This is a genomic window from Serratia sp. CY82433, from assembly GCF_052166535.1.
Classification (GTDB): Bacteria; Pseudomonadota; Gammaproteobacteria; order Enterobacterales; family Enterobacteriaceae; genus Serratia; species Serratia sarumanii.
Genome location: NZ_JBJNOR010000002.1, coordinates 13,523 through 35,686, shown reverse-complemented (window position 1 = coordinate 35,686; position 22,164 = coordinate 13,523). Strand labels below are relative to the sequence as shown.

Annotated in this window: 25 protein-coding genes and 1 pseudogene; 5 read left to right on the top strand and 21 right to left on the bottom strand. The window is 56.2% G+C overall.

All coding sequences use genetic code 11. The features are described 5' to 3' along the window. The first annotated feature begins 159 nt into the window (after nucleotides 1–159). From ffh to rplS, 5 genes are all read left to right on the top strand, one after another. Nucleotides 160–1,521 (top strand): signal recognition particle protein, encoded by a 1,362-nt coding sequence (gene ffh / locus ACJ8PI_RS13760; protein ID WP_004932504.1) that lies wholly within the window; start codon nucleotides 160–162, stop codon nucleotides 1,519–1,521. 214 nt (nucleotides 1,522–1,735) lie between these two features. Then, entirely contained in the window at nucleotides 1,736–1,984 is a 249-nt protein-coding gene (rpsP, locus tag ACJ8PI_RS13755; RefSeq protein WP_004932501.1) for a 30S ribosomal protein S16, read from the top strand. 18 nt (nucleotides 1,985–2,002) lie between these two features. Continuing rightward, the gene (gene rimM, locus ACJ8PI_RS13750) at nucleotides 2,003–2,551 is read left to right on the top strand and encodes a ribosome maturation factor RimM (RefSeq protein WP_033637182.1); all 549 of its coding nucleotides are present in this window, start codon (nucleotides 2,003–2,005) and stop codon (nucleotides 2,549–2,551) included. A 52-nt stretch (nucleotides 2,552–2,603) separates the two neighbouring features. Further along, nucleotides 2,604–3,371 (top strand): tRNA (guanosine(37)-N1)-methyltransferase TrmD, encoded by a 768-nt coding sequence (gene trmD / locus ACJ8PI_RS13745; protein ID WP_047569238.1) that lies wholly within the window; start codon nucleotides 2,604–2,606, stop codon nucleotides 3,369–3,371. 48 nt (nucleotides 3,372–3,419) lie between these two features. Beyond that, entirely contained in the window at nucleotides 3,420–3,776 is a 357-nt protein-coding gene (rplS, locus tag ACJ8PI_RS13740; protein WP_025301638.1) for a 50S ribosomal protein L19, read from the top strand. Between the two features lie 143 nt (nucleotides 3,777–3,919). Here rplS and ACJ8PI_RS13735 read toward each other — a convergent pair whose 3' ends face one another. From ACJ8PI_RS13735 to ACJ8PI_RS13635, 21 genes and pseudogenes are all read right to left on the bottom strand, one after another. Next, the gene (locus tag ACJ8PI_RS13735) at nucleotides 3,920–4,147 is read right to left on the bottom strand and encodes an ogr/Delta-like zinc finger family protein (protein ID WP_033637183.1); all 228 of its coding nucleotides are present in this window, start codon (nucleotides 4,145–4,147) and stop codon (nucleotides 3,920–3,922) included. Nucleotides 4,148–4,236: 89 nt separating this feature from the next. Further along, on the bottom strand, nucleotides 4,237–5,331 hold the full coding sequence (locus tag ACJ8PI_RS13730; protein WP_074026404.1) for a phage late control D family protein: 1,095 nt from the start codon (nucleotides 5,329–5,331) through the stop codon (nucleotides 4,237–4,239). Further along, entirely contained in the window at nucleotides 5,328–5,801 is a 474-nt protein-coding gene (locus tag ACJ8PI_RS13725; RefSeq protein WP_033652990.1) for a phage tail protein, read from the bottom strand. Before ACJ8PI_RS13725 ends, ACJ8PI_RS13730 begins: the two co-directional genes overlap by 4 nt. Nucleotides 5,802–5,823: 22 nt before the next feature. Continuing rightward, on the bottom strand, nucleotides 5,824–7,917 hold the full coding sequence (locus ACJ8PI_RS13720) for a phage tail tape measure protein (protein ID WP_074026406.1): 2,094 nt from the start codon (nucleotides 7,915–7,917) through the stop codon (nucleotides 5,824–5,826). Further along, on the bottom strand, nucleotides 7,910–8,032 hold the full coding sequence (locus tag ACJ8PI_RS13715) for a GpE family phage tail protein (RefSeq protein ID WP_072021583.1): 123 nt from the start codon (nucleotides 8,030–8,032) through the stop codon (nucleotides 7,910–7,912). The genes ACJ8PI_RS13720 and ACJ8PI_RS13715 overlap by 8 nt, the downstream gene beginning before the upstream one ends. Before the next feature lie 32 nt (nucleotides 8,033–8,064). Further along, entirely contained in the window at nucleotides 8,065–8,352 is a 288-nt protein-coding gene (locus tag ACJ8PI_RS13710; RefSeq protein WP_033652960.1) for a phage tail assembly protein, read from the bottom strand. Between the two features lie 64 nt (nucleotides 8,353–8,416). Further along, nucleotides 8,417–8,926 (bottom strand): phage major tail tube protein, encoded by a 510-nt coding sequence (locus ACJ8PI_RS13705; protein ID WP_033641919.1) that lies wholly within the window; start codon nucleotides 8,924–8,926, stop codon nucleotides 8,417–8,419. A gap of 12 nt (nucleotides 8,927–8,938) precedes the next feature. Next, on the bottom strand, nucleotides 8,939–10,108 hold the full coding sequence (locus tag ACJ8PI_RS13700) for a phage tail sheath protein (protein ID WP_060422386.1): 1,170 nt from the start codon (nucleotides 10,106–10,108) through the stop codon (nucleotides 8,939–8,941). 140 nt (nucleotides 10,109–10,248) lie between these two features. Next, entirely contained in the window at nucleotides 10,249–10,803 is a 555-nt protein-coding gene (locus ACJ8PI_RS13695; RefSeq protein WP_074026407.1) for a tail fiber assembly protein, read from the bottom strand. Between the two features lie 2 nt (nucleotides 10,804–10,805). Continuing rightward, on the bottom strand, nucleotides 10,806–12,656 hold the full coding sequence (locus ACJ8PI_RS13690; RefSeq protein WP_060427199.1) for a phage tail protein: 1,851 nt from the start codon (nucleotides 12,654–12,656) through the stop codon (nucleotides 10,806–10,808). Between the two features lie 2,768 nt (nucleotides 12,657–15,424). Then, nucleotides 15,425–15,946 (bottom strand): annotated as a pseudogene (locus tag ACJ8PI_RS13685) (phage tail protein I); the annotation flags it as partial. After that, a complete protein-coding gene (locus ACJ8PI_RS13680) occupies nucleotides 15,939–16,847 on the bottom strand; it encodes a baseplate assembly protein (protein WP_074026409.1) in 909 nt (302 codons plus the stop codon). The gene ACJ8PI_RS13680 and the pseudogene ACJ8PI_RS13685, both read right to left, overlap by 8 nt. Nucleotides 16,848–16,851: 4 nt before the next feature. Then, nucleotides 16,852–17,202, bottom strand: a complete 351-nt coding sequence (locus ACJ8PI_RS13675; protein ID WP_074026410.1) for a GPW/gp25 family protein — start codon at nucleotides 17,200–17,202, stop codon at nucleotides 16,852–16,854. Beyond that, on the bottom strand, nucleotides 17,199–17,834 hold the full coding sequence (locus ACJ8PI_RS13670; RefSeq protein ID WP_033652969.1) for a phage baseplate assembly protein V: 636 nt from the start codon (nucleotides 17,832–17,834) through the stop codon (nucleotides 17,199–17,201). Before ACJ8PI_RS13670 ends, ACJ8PI_RS13675 begins: the two co-directional genes overlap by 4 nt. Before the next feature lie 85 nt (nucleotides 17,835–17,919). After that, complete coding sequence (locus ACJ8PI_RS13665) at nucleotides 17,920–18,384, bottom strand: phage tail protein (protein ID WP_033652970.1); 465 nt, start codon at nucleotides 18,382–18,384, stop codon at nucleotides 17,920–17,922. Nucleotides 18,385–18,435: 51 nt separating this feature from the next. Then, a complete protein-coding gene (locus ACJ8PI_RS13660) occupies nucleotides 18,436–18,948 on the bottom strand; it encodes a lysozyme (protein ID WP_033652971.1) in 513 nt (170 codons plus the stop codon). Continuing rightward, on the bottom strand, nucleotides 18,932–19,150 hold the full coding sequence (locus ACJ8PI_RS13655; protein ID WP_164134588.1) for an HP1 family phage holin: 219 nt from the start codon (nucleotides 19,148–19,150) through the stop codon (nucleotides 18,932–18,934). Before ACJ8PI_RS13655 ends, ACJ8PI_RS13660 begins: the two co-directional genes overlap by 17 nt. Nucleotides 19,151–19,153: 3 nt before the next feature. Continuing rightward, complete coding sequence (locus ACJ8PI_RS13650) at nucleotides 19,154–19,357, bottom strand: tail protein X (RefSeq protein WP_033641929.1); 204 nt, start codon at nucleotides 19,355–19,357, stop codon at nucleotides 19,154–19,156. Nucleotides 19,358–19,548: 191 nt separating this feature from the next. Next, nucleotides 19,549–19,743, bottom strand: coding sequence for a hypothetical protein (locus tag ACJ8PI_RS13645; RefSeq protein WP_033641930.1), 195 nt, complete (start codon nucleotides 19,741–19,743; stop codon nucleotides 19,549–19,551). Between the two features lie 63 nt (nucleotides 19,744–19,806). Beyond that, nucleotides 19,807–21,903 carry a replication endonuclease gene (locus ACJ8PI_RS13640; RefSeq protein WP_080298842.1) on the bottom strand — a complete coding sequence of 699 codons (2,097 nt, stop codon included), beginning with the start codon at nucleotides 21,901–21,903 and terminating at the stop codon, nucleotides 19,807–19,809. Then, nucleotides 21,887–22,108: a TraR/DksA C4-type zinc finger protein gene (locus ACJ8PI_RS13635; RefSeq protein WP_033641931.1), complete on the bottom strand. Its 222-nt coding sequence runs from the start codon at nucleotides 22,106–22,108 to the stop codon at nucleotides 21,887–21,889. The genes ACJ8PI_RS13640 and ACJ8PI_RS13635 overlap by 17 nt, the downstream gene beginning before the upstream one ends. Nucleotides 22,109–22,164 lie beyond the last annotated feature (56 nt).

Below are 22,164 nucleotides of genomic sequence, written 5' to 3'. Positions count from 1 at the left end.
TTTGCTTCGGCGTGGTTAATTGGAGTGTCAGTATAACGTTGCGCGCGTTTCACTCCAACCTATCTCCAACGCTGAGGCAGAGATCCGGCGCGCTTCGTGTTATCATCGGCGCAATTGTGTCGCCGGAGCGGCCTGTCATCACACGTTGAGCATGAGACGATGTTTGAAAATTTAACCGATCGATTGTCGCGCACGTTGCGCAATATCAGCGGCCGCGGGCGGCTGACCGAAGAGAATATCAAGGAAACCCTGCGTGAAGTGCGTATGGCGTTGCTGGAAGCGGACGTCGCGCTGCCGGTGGTGCGCGACTTCATCAACCGCGTCAAAGAGAGCGCGGTCGGCCATGAAGTCAACAAGAGCCTGACGCCGGGGCAGGAGTTCGTCAAGATCGTCAAGGGCGAGCTGATCGCCGCGATGGGCGAAGTCAACACCGAGCTGAATCTGGCGGCCCAACCGCCGGCGGTGGTGCTGATGGCGGGCCTGCAGGGCGCCGGTAAAACCACCAGCGTCGGTAAGCTCGGCAAGTTCCTGAAAGAAAAACAGAAGAAGAAAGTGTTGGTGGTTTCCGCTGACGTTTATCGCCCGGCGGCGATCAAACAGCTGGAAACGCTGGCGGAAGGCGTCGGCATCGACTTCTTCCCGTCTGACGTCAAAGAAAAACCGATCGACATCGTCAATCGCGCGCTGCAACAGGCCAAGCTGAAATTCTACGACGTACTGATCGTCGATACCGCCGGCCGCTTGCACGTTGACGAAGCGATGATGGACGAGATCAAGCAGGTGCACGCGGCGATCAAGCCGGTGGAAACCCTGTTCGTGGTCGACGCCATGACCGGCCAGGACGCCGCCAATACCGCCAAGGCGTTTAACGAAGCGTTGCCGCTGACCGGCGTGGTGCTGACCAAGGTCGACGGCGATGCGCGCGGCGGTGCCGCGCTGTCCATCCGTCATATCACCGGCAAGCCGATCAAGTTCCTCGGCGTGGGTGAAAAGACCGAAGCGCTGGAGCCGTTCTACCCGGATCGCGTGGCATCGCGCATCCTGGGCATGGGCGACGTGCTGTCGCTGATCGAAGATATCGAAAGCAAGGTCGACCGCGAGCAGGCGGAGAAGTTGGCCAACAAGCTGAAGAAGGGCGACGGTTTCGATCTGACCGATTTCCTGGAGCAGCTCAAGCAGATGCGCAACATGGGCGGCATGGCCAACATGCTGAGCAAGCTGCCGGGCGCTGGCCAGCTGCCGGACAACGTCAAGTCGCAGATGGACGATAAAGTGCTGGTGCGCATGGAGGCGATCATCAACTCGATGACGCTGAAAGAGCGCGCCAAACCGGAAATCATCAAGGGCTCGCGCAAGCGCCGCATCGCGATGGGGGCCGGCATGCAGGTGCAGGACGTCAACCGCTTGCTGAAGCAGTTCGACGAAATGCAGCGTATGATGAAGAAGATGAAGAAAGGCGGCATGGCGAAGATGATGCGCGGCATGAAAGGTATGATGCCGCCGGGCTTCCCAGGCCGCTGATAGGCCTCCGCACGCCGAGTGCGAGCGCTTTCAGCATTCGCCGTTCGCGGTGAAAACCGCCCGAAATTTGACAGGCTGCAAAAGTTGTCCCCTGCGATCGACGCTTTAGATTGCTTTTTGCGCCAAAATGAGTAAAATTTTCGGGCTTTTTATATTGCAACCGGGCCCCGTCCCTCAATGGGGCCCGGCTGTTTTATTAACTAAAGAGGATGTTATGGTAACAATTCGTTTGGCACGTGGCGGCGCTAAAAAGCGTCCGTTCTATCAAGTAGTAGTGACCGACAGCCGCAACGCTCGTGATGGTCGTTTCATCGAGCGCGTAGGCTTCTTCAACCCGATCGCTTCCGGTCAGGCTGAAGCACTGCGTCTGGACCTGGACCGCATCGAGCACTGGGTCGGTCTGGGTGCAACCGTTTCTGATCGCGTTCACGCGCTGATCAAAGACGCTAAGAAAGCAGCTTAATCTGTCGCGGTGGTGGCAATGAGCAAGCAACTCAAACCGGTAGCGCCGATCGCGCCGATTGTACTCGGTAAAATGGGGTCCGCTTACGGCATTCGTGGTTGGCTCAGAGTGTTTTCATCCACCGAGAACGCCGAAAGCATTTTTGACTATCAGCCGTGGTTTATCCAGCAGGCGGGTCAGTGGCAGCATATCGAGTTGGAAGACTGGAAGCGCCACAGTCAGGATCTGATCATCAAGGTCAAAGGCATTGACGATCGGGACGCGGCGAATCTGCTGACTAATCGCGAGATTATGGTGGATTCCGATCAACTTCCTCCGCTGGAGGGTGATGATTACTACTGGAAAGACCTGATGGGCTGCCAGGTAGTCACTACCGCCGGCTACGAGCTGGGTAAAGTCATCGATATGATGGAAACCGGCTCGAACGATGTGATGGTTGTGAAAGCGAACCTGAAAGATGCGTTCGGCATGAAGGAGCGGTTGATTCCGTTTCTTCATGGGCAGGTTATCAAGAAAGTCGATCTCACTGCCCGCGTGATTGAGGCAGATTGGGATCCTGGTTTTTGACCCCCGGATCAAACGGTCGAAGCAAGTGGAATAACGGTAAGGGGATTGGCTTGTGTTCATCGGTATTGTAAGCCTGTTTCCTGAGATGTTCCGCGCTATCACCGATTACGGGGTGACTGGCCGGGCAGTAAAAAATGGCCTGCTGAGCGTGCAGTGTTGGAGTCCTCGCGACTTCACCTACGACCGGCATCGCACCGTGGACGATCGCCCTTACGGCGGCGGCCCGGGAATGCTGATGATGGTGCAACCTTTACGGGAAGCCATTCATGCGGCGAAAGCAGCGGCAGGCGAGGGAGCAAAGGTGATTTATCTGTCACCTCAGGGGCGCAAGCTGGATCAAACCGGCGTGTGCGAACTGGCGGCCAATCAGAAGATGATTCTGGTGTGCGGCCGCTACGAAGGGATAGACGAGCGCGTAATCCAAACCGAAATTGACGAAGAATGGTCAATCGGCGATTACGTTCTCAGCGGCGGGGAACTGCCGGCGATGACCCTGATTGATTCAGTCGCCCGTTTCATACCGGGTGTGCTGGGCCATCAGGCCTCAGCGGAGGAAGACTCCTTCGCCGACGGATTGCTGGACTGCCCGCACTATACCCGCCCAGAGGTGTTGGAAGGGATGGAAGTACCGCCGGTTCTGCTGTCGGGCAACCATGCCGAGATACGTCGCTGGCGCTTAAAGCAGTCGCTGGGCCGAACCTGGCTTAGAAGACCTGAACTTCTAGAAAGCCTAGCTCTGACTGACGAGCAAGCGGTGTTGCTGGCTGATTTCCAACGGGAACATCAGGCCAGGCAACAGGACTATGAAGGAAACGTCTGACATCAGACGGGACCGATATATCAGTTTACCTAGGGTAAGAGACATATTATGAGCAACATTATTAAGCAACTTGAACAAGAGCAGATGAAACAAGACGTACCTGCATTCCGTCCGGGTGATTCCGTGGAAGTGAAGGTATGGGTCGTTGAAGGTAGCAAAAAACGTCTGCAGGCATTCGAGGGCGTGGTTATCGCTATCCGTAACCGCGGTCTGCACTCTGCATTCACTGTTCGTAAGATTTCCAACGGCGAAGGTGTTGAGCGCGTATTCCAGACTCACTCCCCAGTAATCGACAGCATTGCTGTGAAACGTCGTGGTGCCGTTCGTAAAGCTAAACTGTACTACCTGCGTGAGCGTACTGGTAAGGCTGCTCGTATCAAAGAGCGTCTGAACCGCGTTGGCTAACGCTGCATCCAAAAGTTAATAGTTATCAGGGGTTGGCATTATGCCAACCCCTTTTTTTATCAGGAAAATCTATCACCTCGCATTTGCGAGACTTGGCCGCCTGGCAGCGACATTAAAAAGCCTGCATAAGCAGGCTTTTTGCATTACAGCGCGGCGGCGCTTTGTTTATGCTGACTCTCCGGCGGGTGCGGCTGCGCCGGGACAATGTCATCGCCAGGTTTGACGATCACCCGCGCGACGGACTCGTGCGTGGCGAACGTGCAGCTGCAATTGATGTTGCGGCATTGATGGTAACGCTCTTTGGTCGACTCGCTCAGATAGCGGCTGGAGCGAGTGTGGGCCACGTGACCGCATAATGGACAGTGCATCATAGTTGAATCCCTCGTTCTGCTACATCAAGTTATATGACTTATAATAGCTTATTGACTCGCAAAAGCAAGATTAAGATGCAAATGAAGTATCACCCCTCCGTGATTGCAAACTCCATGCGTTGAGTCAGTACATCCAATGCGAGGCTGGTGGAGAAACCTCGATCATTAAGCGTGTGAACGACTTGACTTATGATCCACGCTTGTCTGTCGATAACCTCTTTGAATCCACTCAGGTGGATCGGCGTTTCTGGACTGAGCTCAGGGCGGCCAACGGCGAGGTTTATGGATAATTGCACATTCCCTTGTTGAATGTTTGCCCACCTCGCTTTTGCCGCACGCATTGCGCTTTCTTTATTCGCGTAGAGCGTCGGCAGGGTAAAAACGTTATTGCTTTCACCTGCCAGATAGCTTGAAGCCACATTTTCATCTGTGGTATTCCCTTCCTCACGTTGTACTGTCATCTGCTGTTGCCTGGCATGCTGAGTATCTTGCCATTTGGCAATAACGCCGGTGTAAGCGTTCCGATCGGCCACATTGAAGTAGTGCTGGTCGCCATCGCTGCGTTCCAAAGTCAGTGACGGCAGCGGTTTGCCCGAGATGCTTAGACCAGAACCTGGGACCAGAAACAGCAGGCGTTCATTTTTAATGGCGGCGACTGCACCATTCATGGTCGCCAGCCGGGTAAGAAAGGCGACATCCGTTTCCTGAGACTGATCGATATGCGTGATTTTGATCTCTGCCAGTCCTGCCGCCAGCGTATGCCCCATCCGGTTACGGTTGGCCACTTCGTTGACGATGTCACCAAGGGTGCGATCGTGATAGGAATGATCTCGCGCCACGTTCATCGAGTTTCGAAAGTCGACGCTGCGGGCCCGAATGACGAGTTTATCCGGTGCGCCACGATGTTCGATTTCATCAACGATAAACTTGCCTTTGTCGATCAAGGCGTGTCCTTTCCAGCCGAGCTTCACAGTGAGCGTTTGGCCGCGTTTGGGCATGGCGATTTGCCCATCCGCATCGTCGAGCTCAAGATCCAATCGATCCGCGGTAAAACCGCGATTATCGGTTAACGTCAATGAGAGCAGACGGTGGCGGAAAGCCTCCGTGATGTCTGCTTGCTGCAAAAACAAGGCGTAGTCTGGCGCAATGAGCGCGCCAATAGGGACGGGGGTTTGCGTGATCACGGCAGCATCTCCCTGAGCCGCGCCGCAGCCTGACCTGCTTTATCGGCAAGGTCAGAGGCTTGTTGGCGCAGATCGCCGAACATGGCGATCAGCGATTCATCAACGCGCATCAGATTGATCGTAAATTCTATCTGTCGCGCGCTGCCGTTCGAAAAAAGCTGGGTTTTCGTGTCGACTATGCTTTCAATGACATACATCCCATGAATAGTTCCATTGCCCTCGATCAGTGGCCAGGCTCTGCCTTGGGTAGCCATGAGCTGAAGCGCCATCAATGACAATGTCCCTCCGGTCACTTCCGGTACCAAGACTCCCGTCAGCGTTATTTTCTCATTGTCTACTCCCAGAAACTGCGCGGCAGGGCGCTGGCCGATGCGCGGCAAAGTCGGCCAGCGGTAATTGGCGCTGCGTTGCATGCTTTGATAAGGCACGGTTTTCAACATAAAAACGAACATGCCGAGGGTCAGCATCATCATATTTCTCCTATTCGCATGATTAACTCATCCGGCTGCGAGCATTTGCCGCCTGGCGATGAGCAAGTAATTCAAATTGCCGCGCGACTTCGCGGCCGATGTCTTGTTCATTCTGACCGGCGCCGGCAGTGATGTTGATAGTGACCGACGGAACCTGGATTTGGGTTACCGGCGAATCTGCTACCGGCGAGGCCGGCATTACAGGCGCGCTGAGCGACAGTAAAGCCGCCGACATGGCGGCCGTATGGCGGCGGCCGGTCACCTGAACGGGGCCGCTGACCAACTCAGGACCGTTTTCGCCTACAATGCCGAATTGTCCGGCAGGAATGTCTCCCCCGCGATCGAACTTGCCGGCAAACCAGGCGCTGCCGTTTTCGGCATTGCCAGAGGTGCCGCTCTTATCGCCAAATTGCATCCAGTCGGGAAGATATTCGGTCAATGACGTCAGTTGTTTTATCCAGCCATCAATGGTGTCTGAAATGTAATTCTTCAGCGCCTCACACCCTGCCGATATCTGCTCCCAGAGATGGCTAAAGAAGGGGCCGACCTTGTCCCAGTTTTCAATCAGGGTAAAAGCGGCAAGCGCAACCAGGCCGACAATGGCCAGCAGCGGGTTGGCCATCGCTATCCGCCCTAGCCACATCATGGCTTGCCCTGCCTTTAGGATCGCGCCGCTGATAATAGAGAACCCTGAGAGTACCTGGGTGGCGACCAGGCTGACGCCGCTAAGGCCGCCGAGCAATAACGTGAGCCCACCGGCGACCTGCAGCAAGGTGCCGGCCAACGCCGGATTATTGGTTATCCACATATTCAGTTTCACCAGCCACTCTGTCGCCGTTTGGGTCAGTTCCCGCAGGGCAGCGTTTTGGCCGCTAAACAGGTTGATTCTCAGGCTATCCCATGAGGCAAAAAGCTTTTGGATATCACCATCCATATTGTCGCCTTTGACGGTGACCAAGTGCTGCGCTGAGCCGGCAACCTGGTTGGCCTGGAGCTTCTCTCTGCCCGAAGGCGCAATCTGTTGCGCCGCACTGACGATATCGACACCTGTTGTGGCTTTGCTTTTCATGGCCGCACCAACGGCCCGAATATCCATGCCATATTGATTGCTGGCCAGCGCCAATACATCGGCAATGCGGTCGAATTGATCGGAGCCCATATTGAAGCTGTGCAGCATTTCCGTCATCGTTGCGGTGGTTTCGTTGACGCTGCTGCCCGTCGCGGCGGAGAGTGTCAGTGCGGCGGGCGAAGCCGTTAAAATTTCCTTGGCATTCAACCCTTGTTTTGCCAGTGCTGTTTGCGCTTGTAGGGCTTGATCCGGGGTATAACCGGATTGGCTCATACCGCGAGCCTGCTGCTCGAGAGCCGTGAGCTGTGGATCAGATTTGCCCAGATTCAGCTGCGCCCGCAGTTGAGAAAGCTGTTTTTCAAATTCGATTCCCGGCGCCAGCAGGTTAGCTCCCCCTATGGTGGCACTTTTGGCGACAGAAAAGCCTGCGCTGCTGGTGTTGCGTAATTTTTCCAGCTTGTCGAGGCGCGCTTGATTGCCTGCCTGTGCGGATCGATAGCGCTCCTGCGCTATCGATTGCCGTTGTTCTTTTAGGGTAACGATAGCGGCGCCGGCATTAATTCTGCCGTCACGCAGATTTTTGCGCTCATTGCCGAGCGATTTTAGATTAATCCCTTGCTGGGTAAGATGATGGCGCTGGCTTTTATCGATTGCGGCGAGGAGATCACGTTTCTTTTCCAGGGCATTTATCGTCTCCGCGACCTGCGCAATCTCTTTGTTCATAAATCGGGAACGCTGGCTTGGCTCGCGATCTTTCGTCAGCATTGCCAGCGCGGCGGATTTTTTGCGCGACGCTGCCAGCAACTTATTGGTCTCAGCAAGCGACTGGTTCGTCTTTTGGAAAGCGTCGATGTCATTTTCCTGCTGGCGCAGATGTTTGACTTTTTTCTCTGCTCGTTGGATATCCTGTCCCAGACTGTTGTACAGGTTTTTATCCCCGGTGGGCCTGCGCAACTGCCTCATCAGTTCTTTGCTCTGCTTGGCTATCGCTTGAAGCCCGATGACAATCTCGTTTTGTGACTCCAGCTCCTGTCTGCTGTTACTCATCTATTTTTACTCCACTACGTTGCAGCGCTCTGTGGCGCCAGCCGATCAGCTCCGCCAGCGTCATGCCGTTCATTTCTGACGGCGGCCAGTGGAAAATCACCGCGATATCCGCCATCAGGTCATCTACTGTCAGAGTAGGCTCGACCGTTACTCGGCCGATGTCGGCGACAAAAAACCGATCACCTGGCCGGCCAGCGCAATCAGGTCAGGCAGTTCCAAACGGGTACATTCTTCCTTGGTCAGGTTCGGGTAGGTGACCCGAGGCAGAATAGTGATCAACGCGTCGACATCGGCGTTGGCCAGCGCGGCCAGACCGATGCCGCGCAGGCTGCCGGCATTCGGCTTGGTCACTTGCACGCGAGTGATTTCACTGTCGCCACGTTTAATCGGAGTATTCAGGACGACGGTGTTCTCCGGGGATGCATTCAGTTCCATGGGGTATCCAGTTTTCAGTCGGAAAAAGAGGGCCAGCGCGGAGCTGGCCGTTTGAGGTGAAAAATTACAGGCCGATGGCGCGGCGGTGCGCAGCCAGCAGATCTACGCCGTCGACTTTTTCGATCATGTTGACGGTATCGATCTCGATCAGCTCTTTGCCGTCGATGCTCAACTTGAAGTAGGTGCAGTCGGTGGAAACTTTGGTTTCGGTATCTTCACCCTGCTTGAAGTCGCCGCTGTCGATCTCTTTATGACGGCCGCGCATCACCACTTCGAGCGCAGAGACGTCGCCGGTATCGTCGCGTTGGAAAGAGCCGGTAAAGCGCAGCGGTACCGCATCGACGCGGCCCCATTGCTTGAGCACCAGTTCGTCAATGCCGCCCATGGTCCATTCCACCACCAGCGCATCGTCATCCAGGCCGAAGTCCACCGAGGCTGCGCCGCTCATGCCGCCGCCGCGGAATTTTTCCAGCTTGCGTGTCAGTTTCGGCAGCGTCATTGAGGAAACCACGCCCATGTAGTTGAAGCCGTCGTTAAACAGGTTCAGGTATTTCAGTTTTTTTGGCAGTGCCATGCTTCAGTCTCCTTAGCTGTTCACGGATGCGGCGAAGTTCGCCAGGTAGCGATCGGTAATGCGCTGACGCAGAGTCAGATCCTCCAGAGGAGGTACCGGGGTGTAGTCGTAATCGATAAACAGCTTGCCGGCCTTCAGGGTCTCTTTGTCGTTGGCGCTTTCGTCATACCAGCAGTCACCGTCGATGATCAGACCTGCGGATTTAAGTTCGCGGAACTTGGCCTTGATGCCGTCGATCATGTCGCGGATCAGCGTCGGGGTGAGCGGACGATCAATCGCCCACAAATGAGCTTCGGCCAAGGTGTCGGCCAATACCTGCGCGGTGCGGGTATAGTTTTCAAACTGGAACAGCGGCTCGTCGGAGCAAGTGCGAGATCCCCAGAACTTGAAGCCATCTTTGCGGATCAGGGTGGTGACGCAACCTTCATTCAGCAGATCGGCGTCGGTGCCGGCGGTTTGCAGATCCCAAAATACGCTGGCCGAGATGCCGCTCACGCCGTTGACGCCGACGTTGGATAAGGTTTTATGCCAGCCGGTCTCCTGGTCGATCTTGGCACGCAGCCCCAGTGCACGAGCGGTGGCGAATGCGATGTCGCTGCTGTTGGTGGTGGTATTCCAGTTGATGAAGTCCGGCCAAATCAGCATCAGTTCGCGCTGGCTGAAGTTGGCGCGATATTTGATGGCGTCGGACACGGTTTTACAGCCGTAAGCGCTGATATAGCCGAAAGCGCGCAGCTGCTGGCAGATGCCGGCCAACGCGGTCGCCACTTCCTGATTATCATGGCCCGGTACGCCCAGAATGCGCGGTTTCACGCCCAGCTCGGCCTGAGCAGCCAGCAGCGCTTTCATGCCAGTGTACTTACCGTTTTCATCGGCGCCACCGATGATATTGGACGTGGTTTCGGCCTCGTCTTTCCCTTCCGCCACGCGTACCACGACGGTTACCGGCTTAGTCTGCTCGGCGATCGCCAGCAGCGAACGCGCCAGCGTGCCTTTTTTACCTGCTTTGCCGCTGGCGGCCAGGACGTCGGTAATCAGCACCGGGGTGTTGAGAGGAAACAGGGTTGCATCGGCATCTTCTGCGGTACAAACCATGCCGACAATGGCCGTCGAGACGGTGGAAATTACGCGGGTGCCTTCGTTGATTTCGAGGACACGCACGCCGTGGTGATAGTCACCCATAGCAATACTCCGTTTGTGGTTGGTGATGACAGCATGCCTGTTGGCAGGCGGCGCCGCATCTCATTCGGGGTGTGGGATAACTGGTACAACAGCAGGAAAAATAAAGACAAAAAACGCCCCAAGCGGGGCGTTGAACGACGTTATTGCGGCGGTTGCGGCCAATCGATATCAGGGGCCGCTTCGGGATCGACCCGATTAAGCAATACGCGGTAGGTTTTCCAGCGGGTCAGCAGCAGCAGTTCCTCTTCGCTCGCCATTCCCAGGTCAGAAGCGTCGTTAAGCGTTTCTATCTGCAGCGAACTTTGCTTAATCAACTCTTGTTTTTTATTAGCAGCCTGTTGCCGTAGCTCTTGAGTTGAATACGATCTTGGTATGATTTTTTCTCCATCAAAAATCCAGCGGCCGTTAATATCAGCGCCTTCCGGCAAGTTTCCGACCTCTGCCACGCTCATATTTTCCGGGAAAAATCCGGAAACGTCATAATGGCCTTCGGCATTCGGTTTCGTGGTGATTGAACGAATGATCCCGTCCTTGTCATACATCAGTTTTACCGTTTCAGGACGGAAGTTTTTTTGACATTCATACCAGTCTTCCCCAGCATCGGATTTTAAAAACAAAACACCGTGCGAGGCGGCCAGCTGTTTCTGCTCTACCGTTTCCGGCGCGGCGAGGGTAAAGTTCTTCATGTTATTCATCACTAAACGCTCCAGACGGTAACCCAATTGCCACCAATGTGTTTTTGCAGTGGACGACGGAAAATTACGTCGATGTATTCATCCACGTTGTTATTTGCTGCGCCGGTCAGGACATAACCCGCACTATCCGAATAGCCGGGGCCTCGCCAGGTAGCGATACTTTCCACATTACCCAGGCGAACATCGCGCACAAAGTTTTGATTGAGATAGTTGCTTAAATAGCCCCCCCAAATGCTGCCGTTGATATTGCCGTCATTAAAGTAGGTTGCTTCACCTAACATCAGGCGCGGCCATGGGCCATTGCTGCGAATATCGCCTTGATGACCAAATTGGAACCAGCCATCAGAGCCGCCAGATGAAACATGCATTGCACCAAATGCACGCTTACCTATCTCCTCATAAAAGTAATGATCAACATACTGATTACCTGCACCTTGTATGTGCAGCCCTTGAGTATTGCGATTACCACTGGTTTCGGTTATTACCCCTTTTTTAGTAATAAAATCTTGGCCATTGATATAAAGAGTTCTATCAACGTGGGCATCTAAACCAACGGTAAGGTTTTCATTGGCCCGAACGTTTTTTGCACCCAGACTTAATTGACCCTGGCTATCATTAATGATGCGAACATCATAATCCGCGTTCGTATTGCCATAATGGAAATCTATATAGGGCGAGGTTCCGAATAATTCGACGCCGCCTTTGGTGGTTAACGACCCCATCACTGTGGCGTAAGGTGTGGTCAATCCCGATTTCGTTTCAATTGAGCCGTTGACCGTCAAGCTGCCGGTAATAGTATCGCCGCTCTGTTTGACGAATTTGCCGTCGGCTTCCGCCTTGCTGTAAGCACCGACGTCCGCAGCGGTCGGTTTAAAACCGGTGGTGTAAATTCGGTACCAGTTCAGCGGTTTGTCAGGGGTGGTGGATGTGCCGACGTAAGATGATCCATTAGTCTGAACCGCCAGATAGCCACTGGAAGGGCCGCCGTCGATTGGCAGGTTCAGCACGCCGTAGACGCCGCCGCCCGGCGCGTTTTTCGATGCGCTGGTGACACGGTAGATCTCGCCAAGATTGCTGATGGTCTCCTCGCGATGTTTCGGGCCAGAGCCTAGACCAAAGGCGCCCACCTCCATCAATTGACTGGCTTGCGTACCGACGTTACACGTGGCGGCAGTACCCAATTCCAAGTTGCGGCGCGCGATGGACTTGTTTGGCAGATCTTTCAGGTTAGCGGCAATTTTCAGCGAGGCGTCGCTGACCGTTTTCACCGCTTTTGGGGTGGCGGCCTGCGTTTCGCTGGCGCTATTGCTGTCGTTGCTCAATTGAGTGAAACCCTTTGCCAGCAAGGTGGCGTCAGGATGATTGCGCGAGCGGGCATGTTCGTCGATAGCGGCATTCAGCATATCGCGCGAGACCAGTAAGGCGGTTTTGTCTGCGACGATCGTCGCATTGGCGTCGCCTTTTACCAGAAGCACCATGCGCACGACCTGGGTGCGGCCGGCACCTTCGGTCAACTGCGGCTTGTAGGTGTCGGGCGTATTGGCGATCGCCACCAGCACGCCGTTTTTGTCATACAGCCCCAGCTCGCGGATCCACCAACCACCAACGTCCTCCGGGATCACTTGTTCGGCGATCACTTGGTTGCTGTTGCCGGTATCTATCTGCAGTGAATTCAATGCTGCGCGGCGTTTTTCGTTCACCAGCTTGGTCTGGCTTTCATCGGGCTGCGTTGGCGAACCGCCGCCGTCGCCGACCGCCATATGCGTAATTTCCAGCTTTTGGCCGGTTGCTGCAGCGTTAGCCAGCAGCGTTTTGCCCTGTTCGGTGAGCAGGGCGCGGTATTTTGCTGTCATGGTGTGGTTCTCTTCTGTTTGCCGGCCGGGTAGGTAAGGCCGTTTTTATACATCACATACAGGCTCAATCCGCGCAGGATCTCGCCTGACCAAAAGCCGAAGAACATGCCGTTATCGGTGCCGAAACGCGGCGCGGGCGACCAGCCGCCGTCCATCACGTCACCGGTGGAGAGGTAATGCCTTTGTAATTCCGTAACGCATTGTTCGATAAAGTGTTCGAGGCCCTCAATTTCACTGCCGGCCATTTTTGCCAGCACCGCGCCAGCCAGCCACAGGCCGCACATGTGGCCGGTAAAATCCTGTGCATCGGGCTGCGGCAGGCTGGCCATCGGGAAATCGGTTGGCGTGACACCGTCGGCGTCATTGGTAAAATCAATCAGCCAGCGCAGCCAGTTTTCGACATATTCCACCAGCTTGAGCGGTGGCGTTTTGCCCGCCTGCTGTAACTCGAGCCAGGCGCGCGCGGCACCGAAGAAGGCGCGTGGCTGATAGCCGGACCAGGCCGTGCCGTCACCCCAGTGATACATGGTCCAGGTATCCGCCGGACCGTAACTCCGATTGTCCCAACGGTTCCAGATATAGGCCGATGCGCCGGGGCCCAGCACGCCGAATTGCTGCTGATACCACTGCTGCGACTGCCACAGAAACTCGACCATGTTGTTGAGCATCACCCCGTCGGGATCGGCGGCGGCGTGCACGAAAATGAACGGGTACTGGTAGCCCGGATAAGGCATGCCGTGCCAACCATCGAACTGTTGGCCGTCCGCCTGATAAATGTTGGAGAACGGCATGACGCCCGGCGTACAGAACAGGCCGTCGTGGCGGTGATTCAGGAGGGTGCAGTCTCCCAACAGCGCGGTGTAGGGGTGTGCCGCTTGGAACGTGATGCGATAGCGGATCGTGTAGCCGTCATCGGCGTTGAGCGTCGGTGGAATGTCGTTCAGTACGTAGTAGCTGAATGTGGCGTCCGGTACATTGCCGTCTTGCAGAATGGTTACTTGCTTGACGCGGCTGAAACGAGGTGCGACCGGTTTAGGCTCGACATCCTGATGATCCGGCTGATAGCCGCTCAGCGTAGCCGCTTGCGGGGCGAAATTTGCGATTTGCCATTTGCCGCCGGTGGCGGGCAGCATCCAATACCAGCGCCATTTGTCATCATCTTCGAGCCGCAGGTTGAAGTCGGCGTCCGCGCGATAGACCAACTGCGTAACGGGGAAACTTTCCTCCGCGGTCAACCAGGCGCCGATCACCATGCCAGCGTCATCATTGGGGAAACGGGCTTGGATCACCGTCGCGCTGCGGCTGTCGTAAACCTGTTCCTCAAACTGGCTGGCGATCGCGCAACCGCCGTAGTCGGTCACTGCGCGCAGATCGGCCAGCAGATAGTCGCTGCCGTCTTCTTTCGTCAGCGCCGCCAGGCTGCTGAGCGCGATGTCGTATGTTTTTACCTGAGGTTGGAACGACTGCGGCAGAGCGACGCCCCATTCCGTGGTGCTCGCCGCGTTTTTTTCCGGTGCTATAGACAGCTGTATTTTGCAGGAGATCGGCTGATTCTGATCGTCGACGCCACCAAAGCAAGTGCGGATTTTTGACTGGCGATTAATGCGGAACCAGATTGCCTGTTGTTCCAGCGATTGTTGCGATGCTATCTCTTTGCGAATGGTGATCATGCCTTCGGCGCTACGGCCGTAGCTTACCGGCTCACCGGAAGGGTATGACCAATCGTAGGAGATGCCGTCGGTAAACGGCGTATTGGCGCTGCGGCTCTGGCGAAAGAACTTATCCTGCGCATCAATATCGGTATATTCCATCGCGGTGAATTCAACGCTTTTCCAGGCGTTGAAATAGCGCTGATCGCCGGTGATGCTGTGCAGCAGATAGCAGGCGTCGGCAAACCACAGCTCGGCATCGGCCGCGTTACCCATGGCGTTGTGCGGGACCGGCACATGCAGCGGACGGTTATGCTGTACCTGATTACGCTTGATTAACACGCCGCCGTGTTCGACTGGTTGGCGATTGGCGAAATTCAGCTTGTGATTGCCGCCGAGCGTGACGTCTTTTAACTGCACCGTACCGATTTGTTCAGCGGGCAGTCCTTTGACCAGGATCTCGCCGTCGGCATCGATCTGGTAACCCTGCCAATTGATGATCCAGTCCACGTCATAGCGTTTACCGTCGTTATTCCAGTCGATTTCACCGGCGGCATTGACCGCGCGCACCTGGGCGTTGACGGCATTCCAGGCCAGCGAGCCGTCGAAGGCGAAAGTAGCGATGTCGAGATATTCACCCCAGTAGGGGGCGCCGTGAGGGATCAGAGTACGGCCCTTGTTGAAAGTTAGAGGAATACCTTTGAAGCCGCTATGCGTCGGATCCCTCGTATCGACCGGCCAATTGGCGGGCACCGGCTCTTTGGCGTTGACGATCCAGTTGGCGATCCAGCGTTGAGGGCTGTCAGGGATCGGCGCACCGTCGTAAAAGTAGGTCACATAGGCGTCAAAACAGGCGATGGCCTGTTCCAAATATTTTTGTTCTCCGGTCGCCAGATACGCATGGGCATAGCCAAGGATCTGCAGAGCCTGTCCTTCGGTGGTGGCGTCATTCGGCAGCCCCGCCATGCGCGACAGCTCGCGTTCATGGCGCGAATCGGCCAAGACATGCTCGTCGTTAAGCACGAAGTGTTGTTGAGTCGAGTCCAGCGTGATGCCGGTATTGCGTTGCAAGAATTGGTAATGTCCCTCCAGCATTTGCAGGGCGAGACTGGCATAGTCGGGGTACACGGTAGTAAGCTCTCCATCATATTGACCGCTGGCGACGTTGATTGCGCCAGCGGCTTCGAGGTTCAGCGCCAGGCCTGTCAGATGGCGGCTGACCGGCTTGGCATCGGCGATCATCCGCTCCATTTCCAGATACATCTCTTCGGTGATACCGTTCTCCAACACGCCGATATCCAACGTGAAGGTGCCGGGCTCACCGTTGGTTTCCCACCACTCGCGCAGTTTGATCAGGTAACCCAAGGGTTCCACCACGCGGCGAATAGCGCCGATGGTGCCCTTGTGACGGTGGATGAAGAAAGCGGCGGCTACGACGCTGCGTTTGGCATCTTCCGTCCAGGTTTCATCCCAATGATCGACCGAGAAGGCCCAGGCCAGGTACGGCAGCAGATTGACCGGACAGGTGGCTGGATCCCACAGATCGCGCAGCGGCACCGGCATGGCGGCCAGTTCGGCACAGGCGGCCGCAGCCGCGACCTCCAGCGGGGAAGAGCCGACCGGCAGCAGACGGTTACTCATCGGAGCCTCCCACCGTCAGACGATAAGAAGCACAATGCGACGCCTGGGTTTTGTCCAATACGATGTCGGCCTGCGGGGTCTTCAATTCAACGCGTTGCACCCCTTCGGCATGCAGTGCGGCGTAGATTGCCGACAAGCGAATGTCACGGCCTAAACGGTGCTGGGCGCTGATGTAATTTTTCAGTTTGGCTTCGGCAGCGCGACGCACCGGTTCTGCTTCAGGGCCAGGGTAGAGGTACAGTACGGCATCGATGTTGTAGCTGATGATGTTGGCAGAGCGGACGGTGACGCGATCGGCCACCGGGCGCACATCTTCATCGTTCAACGCTTTATCGACGATCGCCACCAGTTCGGCGCTGGCGGTGCCGTCTCCTTCGCGTGACAGTACGGAAATCAGCACGTTGGCCGGACTGGGACTGATCGCGGAAACGTCGGCGACCCGACCATCGGCGGAACGGCCGTGATACTCGTAAGAGCCACTAGATCCAGCCACGCTTAAACCTTCGAATGCCTGCTGGATGCGCACACGGAAATCGCTATCCGATTCCATGACCGCCGGCAACGGCGGGATGACGCTCTCATCCGGCTGTTGCACCACCAGGCGTAGCACCTGGAAGTTTGCTCCCAGTTGGTCGAGGTCGCTGCCGCTGGCATAACCCAGCATCACTGCCTGTGCGGCTTCATTCACACGCTGGCGTAACAGCAGTTCGCGGTAAGCATTTTCTTGCAGCAGTTTGACGATTGGCTCCGATTCCAGCGTCAATGTACGGGCGATGGCTTCACGCTGCTCTTCCGGGTAAAGGGAAATCAGTGTGGCCTTGCGATCCGCCAGCAGCGATTCGTAATCGAGAGGATCCACCACCGTCGGGGCGGGTAATAAACTCAGGTCAATGGTTGCCATGGTGTCAGCTCACTGAAATAGAAAGAGAAAAGGCATCCGGCGTATCTGTGCGGTTGCCGGTAATGTCGACCACCATTTTTCCGTCAAAGGTGGTGTTGCAACTGATGCCCGTCAGCCGAATGCGTGGTTCCCACTGCAGCATTGCGCTGTAGCAGGCCGCCATCATTTGCAATCGCAGTACGTCGTTTTGCGGCTGATCCAGCAACTCGGATAGCAACGAACCGTAGCTGCGGCGCATGACGCGTGAGCCGATAGGCGTAATCAGGATGTCGCTCACCGACTGGCGAATGTGCTCGAGATCGGCGATTGCGCGGCCGTTGCCGCGATTCATGCCAAGAAATTTCGCGTTTTTCATGCTGGTTTGTCCGTTTGGCCTCTGCCGTTTTGCACTCCACCGTGAGTGTGGGTATGCACCACAATGCCGTTAGAGCTGATGCTGCCACCGGTGTGATTGAGATCGCCGGTCATCGAGCCGCCCTGATGGATGGCGATGGTGCCGGTAGTGAGTTGCTGGGTACACTCCACTTCGGGAGCGTCCAGCGTAATTTTTCCGCTGGCGATACAGGTGATATTTGGCGCCGTCAGTGTGATCCGCTCGGCGGCTTCAATGGTGGCGCTTTTTATGCCGACGGCCTTAAGCGCCCCGGTAGCCGGCTCGTATTCGAGCACTGCACCGTCAGGAAAAGCGATATGCGCCGCCTGTGCTGAGGCCGACGGTGCGGGGTGAGCATCGGAAAATACGCCGGGCAACACGAAAGCGGTTTCAAGTTCCCCGCCAAGTGACAGCACCAAGACCTGTTCACCAATGCTGGGCGCCCACCAGCTGCGTGCGTCGCCGGCCCGTCCGGTCAGCCAGTTGAGCCAGTCGGTAAGATTGCCGCCGGTGGCTATGCGACAGCGCCCGCGTTCCAGGTCGAGCTCGCTGACGGTCCCGATCCGTATCAGGTTGCGCACTAGGCGCTGAATATCGAAGTTGTCTGTGTTCATGTCTCAAGAATGCCGCTGGATGAAAAGGGGGACAACGCGACGGCGTTTGGCTGCCGCCGGCACAACCGAAGCTGCCTGTAGGGCGCTACGGCTGACTAAATTCGCTGAGTAACTCTCCGTGCAGATAAATCTGGGTGAAGCGAACGACGTTCTCTGGTTCGGGAGGTTCAGCCAGCGGGGTGATATGCAATGCGCCGTCGCGCGGTTCCACCCGGATTCGTTCGGTAAGTTGCAGCTGCAATATCAACTGGTTGGGAGTGTCTATATCTCTTTGAAACGAAAAATCATTTTTACGCTTATCCGGATTGGCAAGAAGGTCTGGTTGGTGGCTGCGCAGCCAGGCCAGTACGGTGACCATGACCCGGTCATCGTCAGCTGACGGCACATCCAGCGCCAGATTGAGCTGATAGCGATATTCGAAGGACAGCGAGGGGGCGAGCGTTGAGACCACGCGGCCGTTAACAATGCCAAGGCGCAACCGTTCGGGGTTTTGCTGCAACAAGGGAATGGCATTGAGCAGTGCTGCACGTAGCTGTTCGGGTTTTAACATGGTGTATCTCCTGAAAAGGAAGCGGTTTGAGTGGGCGTTTATTGAAAACGGTCAGTGTGAGATGCCGTTCAGACATAGCGCACGTTCGGCCGTGCGGCGGCGCTCCAATCCTTTATTTTTGACGCCGTTGACATAAATCCAACGAGACAGTTGATCGCAAGCCGCCTGCCACTGACGGCGTTTGACAAAGGTGGCCAGCGTTGAATTGCAGGTGGCGTTGACGCCGACGTTGAAAGCGAAAGCGCTGACGGCGTCGTAAACCGGCTGCGGCATCTTGACGTCCATACAGCGCGCGATGCCGCGCTCTACGGAGCGCACATCGTCGACCAAATGGGTAGCCGCCTGGCGTTCGTTGATGACGGCACCCGGCTTCACGCCGGCGGTGTGGCCGATGCCGTTGGTCCAGACGCCGGCGCTGCATTGGTAGGGGGACAGCCGACAGCCTTCGAAATCGGCGATCAGGCGCAAACCTTGCTCAGAGGTTTTCAGCGTATTGAACTGAGGCAGCAGGGCGGCGAGCGTTAAAATAGCCGCCACGCTGCAGCGTTTAGCGAGTGAGCTCATCGTAGACTCCGCGTTTCAGGCCGTTTTTTTTTAGCGATTTCAGCAGCTGGTAGCTTTTACGCCGGTAGTACCAATTCACTGCAAAGGTACCGACGCCGACTGCGGCGCCGACCAGGATGGCAATGTCCTGTGCAGAGTGGCTCCCTAACCAGGCCAGGCAAGCCGCGGCGAAATAGGCAAGGGTTGAAGTGAGTTTCTCCATCGCTTAATCCCACAATTTGACGGTTTCGCGTTGGGCTGCCGCAGGCAGGTCCGGCAATTCAACCGGTTGACCGTGCGGCAGCAGTGGCCCCAGATCGGCCAGGCCACGGTTAGCCAGATAGACTTGTTCCACCTGGCGTTGCGTGCTGCCGTAGTAGCGCCAGCAAATCGCATCAATGGTGTCACCTTGTTGTGCATAAATTTTCATCATTACCATCCTGCGATAGCGTTGGGAGAGAGGGCTGTGGCCCCGGATATCTTCAGTTTCGCGCGCGTGGGAGGGAGGGGCAACGCGAGGGGGTTGTGGATGAGATGGCACAACTGAGGAGCAAAAGTGCCGTCGGCAGAAATAAAAACCCCGCCGGCGGCGGGGGGATGAAAAACGTTTGGCTGGAGGGATTAGCAGGGGGGGTGTTCGTCAGCGGGATAAAATATTTCTTGATAATCATTGTTCGGCAGCACCTGACTGGCCAAATCGGAGATCAGCGACATGGCGATCAGAAACTCGGAGGCACTGCATTGCGCAGCCTGTGAAACATCGGCGATGAATTGGATGCGGGACAGTGTTACTTGTTGTTTATCCATAATTTCCACTGTTTTTGCCCTCTCTTGATTATACTGTGCATTTATACAGTATTAAGCAAAACGCTAAAGGCGTCAATGGTTGGGCTTATCATTTGTGCAGTAAAAATACGGCCAATCATTGATTAGCGGAAATTGTACAAGGAGGCCGTCAAAATGAATTTTGCCGCCGCGTGCGAGAACCTCCAACTGCCAGCATTGCGGTTCTATGCCAATACCTCGAAGTTTGCGGGCAATATTCAGACAATGCTGCCGCTGTGGCGGCGTCAAACGAGCCGACGGCGCGGGTGCCGGCGGCAGATGAAGAGCGCGCGTTCCACAGTTATTGCCAGAACTCCAAGGCGTCGCGGCGGCGAGTGTTTTAGCGACGATCCGCCATTGCACGGTGCGCGTTCGGTATACCCGTTCAATTCCCAAATGCGGTGCATAAATGCCGACAACTTTTGTGACGGGCTCGTCATAAGCGTTCCGGGTTTCTGAGGCTTCGCGCGCGACCCGCACCCATTGGTGGCTGCGTGGCACATTGGCGCCGCCTTGCGCCTGTATGTAACCGGCAAAGTCGCCGGCGTCGGCAGCGGCGCGCACGGCTTCGGTGCCGGCGTCAAACTGCGGCGTCAGGTTTTGGCCGCGAATACGTCGACATTCGCGGTAGACCCCGAGACCGGGCAGGCCGAAGGGATGAAACTGAGGTATGCGCCAGGTGGCGGCCCAGGCGCTGACCGCGCGGGCGGTATCGCTCAGCGGGGCGCCGGTTTCGCGATCGAGCTCTTCCTCCAATGCATACCCATCGAGGTTTTTTGCGACATATTTGGCCAGATAGGCGGTTGCGCCACCCCGGTTGAGGTGTTTGCTCTGGAAACGATGTTGTTGGGCACCGGGTTCTGCTGCATCCTGTTGCAGCGCATAACGCTGTATGATGTCAAGCACTGCCTGACGTTGCATTTGTGGAGTGAACATCATCAGATGCCAGTGCGGCGTGCCGTCATGATGAGGCTCAACCACTCGCATACCGTAGACCTGCAGACGGCGATCCTTGAAGGCGGTTCGCATTTTCCCCCACTGGGCAACCAGATAACGTTGGCCATCCTTCGGTGTTAGGGCTTGTCCTTGCCAGCGTGTATTGAAGCGCATTTTGCCTCGTGCGCCGACATGCTGGATAGGGTGAAAGCGTGCCGGCGTCGTCAACGTGATAAACAACCCGCAGTGGCCGTTGCGAGTGGCGTAGGTTTCTATACCGGCGAGGGTATTCATCAACTCCATACGACGAATGGCGGGATTGGCGATGCTGCCGAGCACTTTATCCATAAGATCGGCGCGCTCGCCCGTGGCGACGTTTTCCAGCTCGCAACGGTGAAGATAATCGAGGTTCGATTGACGCCGAGCCTTGACATCGTGAAGGGCCTGTCTGCTGGCATAAGGTGACGTGTTGTTGCGGACGTTGCCTATCGCGATTTGCAGCGCCTCGCGCCACTGCATGCGCTGCATTTTGAGACGCCGCAGCCACCAGCGATCGTCGGTCAGGCGCGACAGCGCCGCAATCGCCCGCTCGCTGTCCAACTTGCCTTTACGATAACAGCGCCAGTGCATGGGCTGGATATTGAAGGCGCGGGCCATCGTGGCGATTTGGCGATAGAGGCGGCGCTGTATATCCGCGTGTAGCAGGATCTCGGCATTATTGCCATGCTTCGCCAGCAAGGCGTCACATTCACTCTGGTAGAGCGCAGAAAGTTGGCCCCCGATACGCCGCGCCAACTGCTCCAGCGCTTTATCGCCCAGCGCGGGCAGTGCGCTATAGCTGTCCGCTTCGCTGCCAAAGTGCAGTGATTTGCGTTGATCCAAACCGAAATTATTATTTACCTGCTGAATGCGTGGCCATATCCGCCGATGGAAAACTCGCACCAGATAATGCCAGGCTGCGTGGGCTCCCTTCTGGCTGAGCAGTTGGCGGTGGCGCTCAAGGAACGGCGTGCGCAGATAATAAGGCAGGTCATGAATGCACTGCAGTATCGCTTGCCATTGGCGCAGTTGGTCGCGATTCAGCGCCGCTTCGCGCCCTATCGCACGGCGTGGGGCATTCCATGGATAGGCGTAATCACCGTACGCTGCGTGTTGTATGGCAGAGGCGTTGACCGGCAGATGTTCCGCCGGCCTATTTTTAACGGCGAGCGACATGACGTTGCTTGGCTTCTGATAGCTGCTGGCAGGTCACGCAGCGGCTGACGCCGGGAATCGCGATGCGTCTCGCCACAGGAATCGCCGCGTCACAATCGGCACAGCAGAACGCCGAGGGCGCAGTGGCAACCGGCCTGGCGTACGCAATTTGTTTCTCGAGCATCAATGCCTGGCGCTCTTGCGCCATATCAATAGTATCAGCCATAACATTTTCCAGTATTTAATAGGGTGAATTTGGGCCGAGCGATGCCCGGCGGGTTG